Genomic DNA, 12,909 nt, shown 5'->3' with positions numbered 1-12,909 from the left:
AAAAACTTGATAACTACTATAAGTTTATCTTAACTAAAATCACTCAAGAATAACGCAAGGAATCGCATGGAACGCAGTACTAGTCAGCGCCCAGAGTTTTGGCGCGTCGCCCAACGCACCTGTATTATTGCTGCTGCGGTTGATATTGCCTTCTTCGGCATTTTCCTCGCTTTGCAATCACCTATTCTGGCTTGGGTGAACGTTATCAGTGTGATGATGTACGCGGTCGCCTACTATGCTTATGGTAAACGCATGAATGGCCTCGCAACGGCTTTAGTGTGGACCGAAGTTGTGGCACATGCCGCACTAGGAACGGTACTGATCGGCTGGGGCAGTGGTTTCCACTATTTCCTATTGATGTTTATTCCTGCCTTGGCAGTAACAATGCGCGGAAAAACCGCAATCACCGCGTTGGTTATTCTCTTTGCACTCTATACAGGGCTGTACTTACAAAGCTATTGGCACGAGCCATTACAGCCCATATCGGCGAATGCCTTGCTCGGCGTCTTCTTCTTCAATCTTACCGTTGTCTTCGCGATGTTTAGCTATCTTGGCTTTTTCTACGTTAAGTCGATCAGTAGTGCGAACCGCAAATTGAATCGACTTGCGAGTATCGACGAATTAACCCAACTTTATAATCGCCGCCAAGCCAAAGCCCTTGCTGAAATCGAATTTTCACGTGCTGACCGCAACAGCTTGCCACTGTCGGCATTGTTACTCGACATTGACCATTTTAAACTGATCAATGACGTTTATGGTCATGACAAAGGCGACCAAGTGTTGCAATACATTGCCAAAATCATGCAACGCGAATTGCGCCAGCATGACATTATCGGACGTTGGGGCGGCGAAGAGTTTATGATTGTACTGCCCGAAACCGACTTAGCACACGCCGAATACATTGGCGAACGCTTACGCAACGCCATCGGCTCGCATGCCTGGAGTACCGACTTAGGTCATGAAATTCAAATCACCGCCAGTATCGGCATTAGCCAGCACAAGCAAAACGAAACCTTCAATCGCCTATTGAAGCGCGCCGATACCGCCCTGTATATGAGTAAATCTGAGGGCCGCAACCGTGTGACGGCGATTCAGGAAATTCCCAAGCACATTACGAATTCAAGATTAGAATCTTGATATTGCAGCCTCGTTTACACTCGTCACAACTTGGTAAAAACATGGCAAAGCCATGACATTCTATTGACAGCTTCATGAATCTCGACTTGACTGTCTGAGGTGTCCCACAAGGACTGCAACCGCATTTATGGAGGAAGTTATGAAGTCTATCATTGCAAGTTTCACCAAAGTTTCTTTATTGGCGAGTGTGTTTTCTGTACCTACAGTTTTAGCGTCTGAAAGTCCTGTTTATGACTACTTTTCAGGCTATTATCAGCTCATCGAAATCGACGAAGATGAAGCCGGTATCGATGCTGAACCCGACGGATTTGGGATCGAGTTTTCAAAACAATTTAATGACTTCATGTACGTTATCGCAAGCTACGATAATGTAAGTGGTGACTACACCATTGGCAGTTTTAGTTTCGACGCCGATATTGAAATGCTGAACGCTGGTGTGGGTTTCAAATACAGTGCATCTCGCGCTACCGACCTCTTTTTTGAACCGTCGGTTGTCTACGTGGATAGCGAAGTCGAAGGTTTTTCCGAAGACGATACCGGCTTCGGAGCGAAAGTAGGTTTCACTCATGCGTTGAATCCAGCCTTCCATCTAAAAGGTTTCCTACGACACGTCAACGTGATGGACGACAGTACCAACAGTTATGGCGCCGAAGCACGCATTCTCTTCAGTGACGCTGTGCATGGTATTTTGGGCGCTGAAGCCGACTCCGACGAGAAACTCTTTCGCGCCGGCGTAAGCTTTAGATTCTAGAATGCCGATAAAGCAGACCGAAATACAGTTGACGCCTTACAAGAGAGGCTTTCACCTCATTACTGAAGACATCGAAGCGGCTCTACCTGAGTTACGCGATGCTAATGTCGGTATTTTGCACGTGTTTATTCAGCACACATCGGCGTCGTTAACGATCAACGAAAACGCTGATCCGACGGTACGACAAGATTTTGAAAGCCATTTCAACGAGATGGTTCCTGAGGATGCACCTTATTATGTGCATACCTATGAAGGGCCTGACGATATGCCAGCGCATTTAAAGTCGAGTTTGTTGGGCAGTAGCGTGTCGATTCCAGTGACCAGCGGCCGTTTGAATTTAGGTACTTGGCAAGGGGTTTATTTGTGCGAGCATCGTAATCACGGAGGCCCACGCAGACTAGTACTCACCTTACAGTACGACACATGAAAAAGGCGCCCGTAGGCGCCTTTTACTTAACACTTGATCGTTAACTCTTTAAATCAAAGCGATCTAAACGCATCACTTTGACCCAAGCATCAACGAAATCATTTACGAACTTCTCGTCAGAGTCGCTCAATGCATAGACCTCGGCAATAGCGCGTAACTCTGAGTTCGAACCGAAGATCAGATCCACCGGAGTGGCAGTCCACTTCAGTTCACCAGAAGCACGGTCATAGCCTTCATACACGCCTTCCGTTGCACTAGGCTTCCATTCGTTATCCATGCTCAGCAAATTCACGAAGAAAGCGTTGCTTAACTGGCCTGGCTTATCCGTAAAGACCCCGTGCTTCGCGTCGTCGTAATTAGCACCCAAGGTCCGCATACCGCCTACCAATACGGTAAGCTCCGGTACTGTCAGCGTTAGCAGATCAGCCTTGTCGACCAACATTTCAGCGGGTGACATACGGCTCTCGGCGCTGTAATAGTTGCGGAAGCCATCAGCCGTCGGCTCCAAGAAAGCAAACGATTGCACGTCGGTCATTTTTTGGGTTGCGTCAGTGCGGCCTGGGGCAAATGGTACGGTCACATCGTAGCCTGCATCAGCGGCCGCCTTCTCAATGGCTGCGCCACCACCTAATACAATAACGTCAGCCAGTGAAACCCGCTTGTCGCCGCTTTGCGCGTCGTTGAAGTCAGCTTGCACCTGTTTCAATACACCCAACACACGGTTGAGTTCCTCAGGGTCATTCGCTGCCCACCGGTTTTGCGGCGCCAATGCGATACGCGCTCCATTAACGCCACCGCGCATATCAGTGCCACGGAAGCTTGAAGCTGCCGCCCATGCGGTGCGCACTAACTCAGCTACGGTCAAATCCGTCGCAAGAATCGAAGCCTTAATATCAGCAGCATCATTTGCGTTGATTAAGGTGAAATCAACCTCAGGGATTGGATCCTGCCACAACAATGGTTCGGCTGGCGAGGTGTCGACGATGTACCGAGCACGTGGCCCCATGTCACGATGCGTCAACTTGAACCAAGCTTTTGCAAAAGCCAACTCAAACTCTTCTGGATTTTCTTGGAAGCGTTTGGCGATCTTGCGGTATTCAGGATCAAATTTTAGCGACAAATCCGTCGTGAACATGATGGGCGCATGACGTTTACCTTCAATGTGTGCATCTGGGACAAGATTTGCTGCTTGCCCATCGACAGGAATCCATTGAATCGCACCGGCCGGGCTACGTGTTTGTTCCCACTCAAAGCCAAATAAGTTATCTAAGTACTGAGAAGTCCAAGCAATCGGATTCACCGACCATGCACCTTCTAATCCAGAGGTGATGGTGTCTTCAGAGTGACCCTTGCCGCACTTGTTGTTCCAACCAAAACCTTGCTCTTCCACTGGCGCTGCGGCGGGCTCTGCTCCCAAGCATTCGTCAGGTTTGTGCGCACCGTGCGCTTTACCGAAGGTGTGTCCTCCAGCAATCAACGCGACAGTTTCTTCATCGTTCATCGCCATACGGCCAAAAGTATCGCGAATATCCTTGGCCGCCAGTAGCGGATCAGGGTTACCATTCGGGCCTTCTGGATTGACATAAATCAAACCCATTTGTACTGCAGCAAGTGGCTTCTCAAGCTCCCGGTCGCCACTGTAACGCTTGTCTTCTAACCATTGTTTTTCAGGTCCCCAATAAACATTATCAGGCTCCCATTCGTCTTCGCGGCCACCAGCGAAACCGTAGGTTTTGAAACCCATCGACTCCAACGCGACGTTACCGGTAAGCACCATTAGGTCGGCCCACGAAACGCTGCGACCGTACTTTTGTTTAATCGGCCATAGCAAACGGCGCGCCTTGTCTAAGCTGACATTGTCGGGCCAGCTATTCAGCGGTTCAAAGCGTTGTTGGCCACCGCCAGCACCCCCTCGGCCATCGTTAACCCGGTAGGTACCCGCGCCGTGCCAGGCCATACGAATAAAGAATGGACCATAGTGACCGTAATCCGCTGGCCACCAATCTTGGGAGTCGGTCATCAAGGCTTCGATATCAGCTTTTAACTGATCGAGGTCAACTTGTTTGAAGGCTTCGGCGTAGTCAAAATCATCGCCGTAAGGGTTTGACGCTTGGTCGTGATCACGGAGAGGCGTTAAGTCGAGTTGATCAGGCCACCAAAACATTTTGCTTTTAGCTTCCTGAGCTGACACATCGATAGCTGCCATGCCCATGGATACCGCCAGTGCCAAAGCTGACACGAGGGGTAAAGTTTTCTTAATCATTGGTATCACCTTTGCTCTATAGTTTAGGAGATGTCGAAACAGCAAAACTACTATAGTCCAGTTCTCTTAGATTAAGATCGGCAAAGGCTATTGAAAAAACAGATTAGGTCAATCGAAAACCCTACAAAGCATAGGGAGTAAGGTTTGGCTGTTGAAGTTAGCTAATAATCTGATCACCGCCAGCTTGTTTGGCACGGTACATATTTTTATCTGCGCGCTGGATCACCTCACTCGGCGGCTCACTTTGTTGGATTTGCGTGATCCCAAAACTGACCGTCAGTACACCGCCCATGCGACGACCAAACTTATGTTCAATTGCCAGTCGGTGAATAGTTTGGCGTAACTGCACTAATCGTGCGTCCGCTTGCTGAGGGCTTTCGGCTTGCAACAACATGGCAAATTCTTCGCCACCATAGCGATAGGTTCGGCTTTCGGGCACCGCTTGAAAAACTTTTGCAAGGGCCATGAGTGCTTGATCACCTGCTTCATGCCCATAATTGTCGTTATACGGTTTAAAGTCGTCGATATCCGCCATCACGAAATAACTGTCGTTGTTCGCCTTGGCAACCGCTTCGGCAAGATCGGTTTGGAATGCGCGACGATTTAACAGTCCTGTCAGACCATCGATGTGCACTAATGCATCGAGCTTTCGGTTCGCTTCGTGTAACGCTCGCGTGCGCTCGTCGACGCGCAGCTCAAGTTCAGCATTGGCTTTGACAAAGCGTTGGGCCATCACGCGAAAAGCCTGCAATACTTGCGCCACCTCACCATACATTGCCGCTCCACTTACCTTTTGTTCTTCGATCGCTTGGTAATTTTTCTCGGTCATTAGTGTGGCCGTTGCAGCCAATTGAGTCAGCGGTAGCGACACCTGACGCTGGACAAAATACGCCATGGTTAGGAGCACCACGGTCACTAGTAACGAACCCACGAAGGCAATGACATAAGGTAAATAAAGCGCCTGATTGGTGATCAGTGCTTTCGGATAAATTGAGAAATACCACCAGTCAGGAGTGCCTAGATGCTGTACCAACACCAAATAATCGTCATCAATGTCATCCCAAACTTCTTGCTCTATACTCGCCGGGCGGTCAACTAATCGCGCAGCTATCTTTTGGTACAAGGGGTCATCATAATTTTCGGGCGTCAATGTGTCGCGCTGCTCGCTTAGCTCAGCAGAAAAAGTTGAACTTGCCACCAATGCGCCTTGCGCATTCAACACATAACTTTCGATATTCTCATCAACCGTGCGGCTTAGATCACGCGTAAGTTGTGCAAGGCTGACGTCAAAACTGGCATTGACAAGGTGTTTGCCATTCAAGTCGACAGGACGTTGATAGGTAATGGTCCAATAGCCGGCGCTATGATCTTTATATAATCCTGTCCAATTCGGCTGGCGTTCTGGGTTTTCACTCTGTAACGTCGACCGCAACGTTGAATAGTCGGTCATCACCAGATCCGCCGCAGCAAGTCGGCCCCAAGCCTGTTCCGTTGAATACATAGCCAAGGCGTTTTCGGGGAGCGACAAATGTGTATTGGTTACTAGTTCCTGCCAAGCCGGACCAAGTTCGTTTAGCGTCCGTACACTAATCACCAAGCGCGCCCGCAACTCATCATTAAGTGGTTGCTTCTGCGGCCCAACAAAAACACTCATGCCCTTAAACAAGTGCTCGCCACGTTGAACGCTCGTAAAAAAGGCTTCTTGCAAACGCCATACCCCCGGAGAGGTTTCTTCGAACCAATCGTAGAAATCGTCCTGCAATTTTGGATCGTCGTTAAATGCTTGATAACGAGCTAAGAATTCTCGGGCTAGAAGTTCGCCCTGGCGCTCAACGCCTTGCAGATGAATTTGATTCGCTTGGAGCTTTACGGCGACTTCGTTTTGCAATTGCGTGACAACATCCCTTTTTGCCGCTGGGTAAGTTTGCCAAAAAGTAACCAGCAAAGTAAGGAACAGCAACACCAACGACACGCCAATCACGTGCCATAATAAACGAGTGGTTAACTTCTTTCGCGGCTCTTGACGGCGCTCAATCTTGCTGTTCGTCATAGATTTCTCTTAACGCAATGTCCAATTAAGGTTAACCTTTTCATTTATCGGCGTCACTAGATCGTTACCGTCATTTATCGAGGTTTTTATGGCACTCAAAGTTATTACTCATCCGTTAGTGCAACATAAGTTAGGGCTATTGCGCGAGACAAATATTTCCACTAAAAGTTTTCGCGAGCTCGCCAACGAGTTAGGTACATTATTGACCTATGAGGCCACCCAAGACTTTGCGCTTGAAGATCACGTCATTGATGGTTGGGATGGCAACAAAATTACGGTAAAGCGCTTAGTTGGCAAAAAAGCCACCATCGTGCCTATTTTACGTGCTGGAATCGGCATGCTCGACGGCGTATTGGAAGTCTTACCCAGTGCTAAAGTCAGTGTCGTTGGCTTATACCGCAACGAAAAAACACTTGAACCAGTGACTTATTTTGAGAAGTTTGCGGGTGAAATCGACCAACGCACCGCCTTAGTGATCGACCCGATGCTGGCCACTGGCGGCACCATGGTCGCCACCCTCAACATGCTCAAAGCCAAAGGCTGTCGCGATATTCGTGTGTTGGTGCTAGTAGCCGCTCCAGAAGGCGTGGAAAAGGTAACGACGGCACACCCCGACATTCCTATTTACGCAGCGGCTTTGGACGACCATCTAAATGAACATGGCTACATCGTGCCAGGCCTCGGCGATGCGGGCGATAAAATCTTCGGAACCCGCTAACTTGATCTTTCCCAGGGATTAACGACTACACTATAGGTACATTCTATTGTTAGGAGGTACTTATGAAACGCACTGCATCTGCGCATTGGCAAGGTGGTTTGAAGGACGGCAAAGGCACGGTTTCGACGGAAAGCGGCGTGCTCGACCAACAGCAATATTCATTTGGTACCCGCTTTGAAGATGGCAAAGGCACCAACCCCGAGGAGTTGATTGGCGCTGCCCACGCTGGCTGCTTTTCGATGGCGTTATCCATGGTCTTAGGCGAGCACGACATGGTTGCCGACAGCATTGATACCAAAGCCACCGTGCATTTAGAGGAACAAGATGGCGGCTTTGCCGTGCCGAAAGTTCACTTGGAACTGCGCGCCTCGATTCCAGGTGCTGACGTCGATAAGTTTCTTGAGGCCGCGGAAGCGGCGAAGGACAACTGCCCGATTTCGAAATTGTTTAATGCCGAAATTACTTTAGACGCAAAACTTGAGTCTTAGTTTTTACGGCGTTTGCCGGTGATCATTGGCCGTATCAACTCGATACGGCCGCGCCAGCCGGTGAAGATGACTGCGGCAATATGCACAAGAACCGCTGCATAAAGACTATTGGCGAGCCACTCATGGATCTCTTCAAGAGTTTCGTTGCCGAAAAATCTATCGATTTCTTCCATCATAAAGCCTGTGGTACCAAGTCCGATGAACAATGCGATGACCGCAAAAACCATCAGCCAGCCCAGTGGATTGTGGCCTGTTTCGCTTGGTATATTGCGCTGTTTAAGATGTCGTAGGTGTTCTTGGAGCACGTGCTTTGACAGTTCGACCGTTTTGAAGTTGCCGTAACCTTGACCGATAAAACCCCAAATAATTCTTAGCATAATTGCGGCCACGGCAGTATAGCCAAGCCACTGATGCCATTGACTACCCGCTTCAAGAATGAAGTAGTTAGCGGTAAAAATAACCACCAATAGCCAATGAATAATGCGGATCAGGGGATGCCAGATCCGCACTTGTTGCTTGTCGCTAGTGAGCTTCACGTTTTACGACTTCACCATTCACTGGGTTGAAGTAAATTTCAACTTTGTTGCCGTCAGCATCAGTGCCATAGATTTCATAGCAATTGCCTTCGGTTACTTTAAATTCGTTGATTGCGTACCCTTCGCTCACCAAATTCTGCTGGAATTGCGCTTGATCTTGCCATTCGCTCATCGGCGCACTAGTGCACTGCGTGACTTCTTCTGCAGTACTACAGGCGGCTAGTGTGGCGACGGCTGCTGCGGTTAACGCTAATTTATAAACATTCATAGCTAACTCCTTTTTGTTGTCTTGCTGTAAGCTTAGATGAGGTTTCTTACAGTTTCCTTAAGCTTGCCCCTCATTATCATTAATCCCGATGTTTATTGATCTTTATCAGGACTCTCCGAATTAATCCTAATTAATTCAATTAGTTGCGTTAACGGCATCGGCTTTGCCAAGAAAAAACCCTGCAGCCTGTCAACGCCCAAAACCTTAAAAAGCTCAACTTGATCGGAAGTCTCAACACCCTCAACGACAACAACCTTATCGAGCTGCTTGCACATTTCAATCATTTTAGTGAGCAAATTACGTTGTTTGCCTTCTGCTTCCACGCCTAGTGTGAAAGTACGATCGACTTTGATGATATCCGCCGGTTGTTGCGTCAAGTAGGCCAAGCTTGAGAAACCTGTGCCGAAATCATCTATAGCCACATGCATACCATGTTCCCGCAATTCGCGTAAACGCTCTTCGGTTTGGCCAGCAGCTGACATGACAGCTTCGGTCAACTCAAGAGTTAATTGCTCAGGTTTCAGGTTATGGCCTTTAAGCTGACTCAATAAATTTTTGACGAAATCCGCTCGCGCCAGCTGGTGTGGTGAAACATTGACGGCCACAGTCAACTTTTGCAGCTCAACGTTTGCGCTGAGATCGCGCATCACTTTTTGCAGCATTTGCTCGCCTAGTTGAATCACTTGCCCCGTCTGTTCAGCAATTGGAATAAACAATGCCGGCGAAATAAAGTTGCCGTCTTTGCGCCATCGAACCAAACTTTCGACGCTGACAATACGCCCTGTTTCGGCACTGAAAATAGGCTGGTAATAGGCCTCTAATTGATCTTGATTCATCGCCACCTGCAGCTGCGTGCGAATCGCAACCAATTGCTCATGGCTGTCTTGCATGTCCGTTTGGTAAATTGCGTATTGATTACCACCCGCAACCTTCGCATGACCCATTGCAATATCGGCAAACTGCACTAATTGCTCGGTGTCGATTTGTGCTTGCGTTGCCACAGCAATACCAATACTGGCAGTCAGATGTACCGATAATTCCTCAACGGCGAATACCTCTGCAATCGCTTTGATCACAGCGGCCGCATCTTTCTTTAACTGGTGTGCAGTCGTGTCGCGATAATAAATTATAAACTCGTCATTACTAAAACGTGCAAAACTATCAGCGCCTTGCGCCGCGCTACGAATGCGTTGGGCAGTGAGCTTCAATACATGGTCACCCATGCGGTGGCCAAGGCCATCATTGATCGAGTTAAACTTGTCGAGATTGACAAAGAGCACGGCGCGTCGACACCCCTCGCAATCGATCATCATCGATTGTGTATCTTGATTAAATGCATCGCGACGCAAAAAACCAGTGAGATCATCAAAGCGGGCCATGGTTGCCAACTTTCGACTCTCGCCACGTAAACGTTTAGTGGAATCTGCCGCGAGAATATAAATAAACGCGAAGGCCCCAGTAAGCCAAAGCAGCATTTGAAGCAAACGCGTTGCTTCATGTAACGGTGTGTAGTCGATTAAAACACTATAAAAATCATGCTCGATACCAGTGATGAGCTTCACTTTGTCATTCACTAAATGCGGATAGGTTTGTCGCAGTTGGGTTAAGGTGTAGGTACCGTCATTGCTCCCCTGCATGGCAACGAGAACTTCTGGATTGAAAGCCATAAAGGTTTTAATTGCGCTCAGATAGTCCAAATAATCTGCTGCCACCAGCCCATTTAGGTTTAATAACGCAACGAGTTGTTTTGCGCTGCTATTACTCTGCAGCGGCACCGCAATCATAACAATCGGCGTCTGTGTATTTAACGAACTACCATTTGCAGCAATGCGTGTTGTCTCACTCGACTGGGCCAACCAGTTCTGAATACCCTCACTGGTGCGCATGTGCAACTGCCAAAACGGTTCAGCAAAAACTGACGTCGCGATAGGGCGCTGCTGCTCATCCAAAATAAGCATACCCTCAATGATCTCATAGTCGTTAATGTAGGCGGTCATGTCGGTTGCCAGCAACCTATCAGTCGCCTCACCATCGAGATATTCAACACGCTTTTTGATGCGCTCAAGCGCCTTAATTTGATCGGTAAAGCGCGTGTCGATCATGCTACCAATTAACTGAATTTTTGTACGTGCGTTATCTGTTTCAAGGTGCACAATCCGCGCACTCATGGCGTACCAAACCAGCACGCCCAGCAAGATAATCGCGCTTAACATTACATAGGTAGCTTTGGCGGCGTCGACGTTTAAGTGCGGATAGTTGTGGCGTACAGTAAGAGCTAAGAAAAAAGTGAGCAACATCACCGACGCCAACGCCAGCGTAAAAGGATTACTGAACCGCGCCGCTTCTGGGGCCGGCAACACACCCCACACTACCAACTGCAGCATAATAAAAGCCGTGATGCCGAGTGACGTTAAAATGGGCCCCACGTAATGCAATTGTTTCGGCGTGCGCCAGCGGAATAACCCATAAAGAATCAAAAGTGCGGTCGCTGCCGCGATCAGCATGTAATCAGAAATCACATTCATTAACATGCTGGCCGGCGTAACTAAGATATCAATGAAACCTAGTAAAGTGATAGCAGCGAAAAAAAGCATAATGCCGAAATAAGCTAAATTCGCCGCTGATTGTGTAAAGTATTTGGTCATACCGTTTAATTTCATGAACTTGTAAGAGCTAGTATAGAGATTTTTGGAGCATTGTTCTAAGTTAGGTTTGCTTTGTGGCAAAGATTTTGTGTTCTCATCGGGGTTTCGCATGACGGAAAATACACAAATACGATTACTTAAAACGGCCATGTTCATGGTAACCCTATGAGTAAGGAGTTTGCGTGGTACCTCTGTCAATTTTAGATCTCGCCCCGATTACCGCTGATTCGTCTGCTGCCGAATCGTTGCAGCGTTCTGGTGACTTAGCAGCTCACGCTGAGCAGTGGGGCTACCGACGCTTTTGGATGGCCGAACATCACAACATGACGGGCATAGCCAGTGCCGCCACCGCTGTGGCATTGGCGCACATCGGTAGTGTGACGTCTTCAATTCGCATTGGCGCGGGTGGCATCATGTTGCCGAACCATGCGCCGTTGGTGGCCGCTGAACAGTTTGGTACCTTGCAGGCGTTGTATGGCGACCGCGTGGATTTGGGCTTAGGCCGTGCGCCGGGCACCGATGGTGCGACCTTGCGCGCCTTACGCCGTGATTATAATTCGGCGTCCAGCTTTCCGGATGACGTGCGAGAATTGTTAGGCTACTTGGATGACGCTTCCGAGGACGCGTTTATCCGCGCTGTACCCGGACAAGGCACACACGTACCGGTGTGGATTTTGGGCTCGAGCTTATTTGGAGCGCAGCTAGCGGCAGCATTAGGGCTGCCCTATGCTTTTGCCTCGCACTTCGCCCCAGACCATTTGCACGCCGCACTCGACGTTTATCGTCGCGAATTTAAACCCTCGCGCTATTTATCTGAACCCTACGCGATGGCTGCAGTAAACGTGTTTGCCGCCGATACTGAGGAAGAGGCTGTGCGCTTGAAGAGCTCAATGCAGCTGCAATTTGTCGCATTACGCCGCGGCAACCCCAGACCTCTACCCGCACCTGTTGATGACATTAACGCGGTGGTTGATCCTGTGTCGTTAGCCGGCGCCAACCACGCATTGAAGTACACCGCCTGCGGCACGCCTACTGAAGTACATCAGTATTTGCGTGACTTCGTTGCGGCCACCGGCGTCGACGAACTCATGCTCACCTGTCACGCCTACGACCACACCGCCCGCCTGCGCAGCCTCGAAATCGCCGCCGAAATCTGACCCTTATTTAATCCTTATGCCCATAGGGGGACATCACAACTTTTTGATACGCTGGACCACTCATATATAACCTTGAAATTATATAATCTATACCTTATATTTGGAGAGCCCCATGGATTGGGACATTGTTGTGACGGACCGTTACAGAAATTGGTTTTTGAGTTTGACTGAGAAGCAGCAAGTAGCTGTTCACTCAATAGTAAAAGTCCTTATGGAGCTTGGGCCAAAACTAGGTCGACCTTATGTGGATTCCGTTAAGCTGGACAAAAGATTCCAATGTAAGGAGCTCAGGATACAAGCATCGGGAAAGCCAATGCGCGTATTTTTCCGCTTTGACCCTGAACGTGTTTGTGTACTTCTATGTGGTGGAAGCAAGGACGGCGCAGGTGATAAGTCGTTTTACAAAAGCATGCTACAAACGGCCGCTGATGAGTATCGGCGTTATTTACAAGAAAGGTTGGGAGTTTAG

At 48.8% G+C, this 12,909-nt stretch carries 12 protein-coding genes; 7 read left to right on the top strand and 5 right to left on the bottom strand.

Annotated elements, in window-relative coordinates; translation table 11 throughout:
• Positions 1–66 precede the first annotated feature (66 nt).
• The 3 genes from NV375_RS10325 (at position 67) to NV375_RS10315 (ending at position 2,315) form a co-directional block, all read left to right on the top strand.
• The gene (locus NV375_RS10325) at positions 67–1,137 is read left to right on the top strand and encodes a GGDEF domain-containing protein (RefSeq protein WP_258808152.1); all 1,071 of its coding nucleotides are present in this window, start codon (positions 67–69) and stop codon (positions 1,135–1,137) included.
• Positions 1,138–1,276: 139 nt separating this feature from the next.
• Positions 1,277–1,888 (top strand): porin family protein, encoded by a 612-nt coding sequence (locus NV375_RS10320; RefSeq protein WP_258808151.1) that lies wholly within the window; start codon positions 1,277–1,279, stop codon positions 1,886–1,888.
• Position 1,889: 1 nt separating this feature from the next.
• On the top strand, positions 1,890–2,315 hold the full coding sequence (locus tag NV375_RS10315) for a secondary thiamine-phosphate synthase enzyme YjbQ (RefSeq protein ID WP_258808150.1): 426 nt from the start codon (positions 1,890–1,892) through the stop codon (positions 2,313–2,315).
• Between the two features lie 40 nt (positions 2,316–2,355).
• Here the strand turns inward: NV375_RS10315 and katG are convergent, their stop codons facing one another.
• Both katG and NV375_RS10305 read right to left on the bottom strand, forming a co-directional pair.
• A complete protein-coding gene (gene katG, locus NV375_RS10310; RefSeq protein WP_405035621.1) occupies positions 2,356–4,527 on the bottom strand; it encodes a catalase/peroxidase HPI in 2,172 nt (723 codons plus the stop codon).
• Positions 4,528–4,735: 208 nt separating this feature from the next.
• Complete coding sequence (locus NV375_RS10305; RefSeq protein WP_258808148.1) at positions 4,736–6,628, bottom strand: GGDEF domain-containing protein; 1,893 nt, start codon at positions 6,626–6,628, stop codon at positions 4,736–4,738.
• A gap of 88 nt (positions 6,629–6,716) precedes the next feature.
• Between NV375_RS10305 and upp the strand changes: the two genes are divergently transcribed.
• Both upp and NV375_RS10295 read left to right on the top strand, forming a co-directional pair.
• The gene (gene upp, locus NV375_RS10300; protein ID WP_258808147.1) at positions 6,717–7,346 is read left to right on the top strand and encodes a uracil phosphoribosyltransferase; all 630 of its coding nucleotides are present in this window, start codon (positions 6,717–6,719) and stop codon (positions 7,344–7,346) included.
• A gap of 62 nt (positions 7,347–7,408) precedes the next feature.
• The gene (locus tag NV375_RS10295) at positions 7,409–7,834 is read left to right on the top strand and encodes an OsmC family protein (RefSeq protein ID WP_258808146.1); all 426 of its coding nucleotides are present in this window, start codon (positions 7,409–7,411) and stop codon (positions 7,832–7,834) included.
• Here the strand turns inward: NV375_RS10295 and NV375_RS10290 are convergent.
• The 3 genes from NV375_RS10290 to NV375_RS10280 form a co-directional block, all read right to left on the bottom strand.
• Entirely contained in the window at positions 7,831–8,370 is a 540-nt protein-coding gene (locus NV375_RS10290) for a cytochrome b/b6 domain-containing protein (RefSeq protein ID WP_258808145.1), read from the bottom strand. The genes NV375_RS10295 and NV375_RS10290 overlap by 4 nt on opposite strands.
• Positions 8,357–8,638, bottom strand: a complete 282-nt coding sequence (locus NV375_RS10285; RefSeq protein ID WP_258808144.1) for a PepSY domain-containing protein — start codon at positions 8,636–8,638, stop codon at positions 8,357–8,359. The genes NV375_RS10290 and NV375_RS10285 overlap by 14 nt, the downstream gene beginning before the upstream one ends.
• A 92-nt stretch (positions 8,639–8,730) precedes the next feature.
• A complete protein-coding gene (locus NV375_RS10280) occupies positions 8,731–11,298 on the bottom strand; it encodes an EAL domain-containing protein (RefSeq protein ID WP_258808143.1) in 2,568 nt (855 codons plus the stop codon).
• A gap of 167 nt (positions 11,299–11,465) precedes the next feature.
• Between NV375_RS10280 and NV375_RS10275 the strand changes: the two genes are divergently transcribed.
• Together NV375_RS10275 and NV375_RS10270 are read left to right on the top strand one after the other, a co-directional pair.
• A complete protein-coding gene (locus tag NV375_RS10275) occupies positions 11,466–12,440 on the top strand; it encodes an LLM class flavin-dependent oxidoreductase (protein ID WP_258808142.1) in 975 nt (324 codons plus the stop codon).
• A 112-nt stretch (positions 12,441–12,552) separates the two neighbouring features.
• Positions 12,553–12,909 carry a type II toxin-antitoxin system RelE/ParE family toxin gene (locus NV375_RS10270; RefSeq protein WP_258808141.1) on the top strand — a complete coding sequence of 119 codons (357 nt, stop codon included), beginning with the start codon at positions 12,553–12,555 and terminating at the stop codon, positions 12,907–12,909.

The organism is Pseudidiomarina sp. CB1, from assembly GCF_024752025.1.
In the GTDB taxonomy this organism is placed as follows: domain Bacteria; phylum Pseudomonadota; class Gammaproteobacteria; order Enterobacterales; family Alteromonadaceae; genus Pseudidiomarina.
This window is presented reverse-complemented; position numbering and strand designations above follow the sequence as displayed.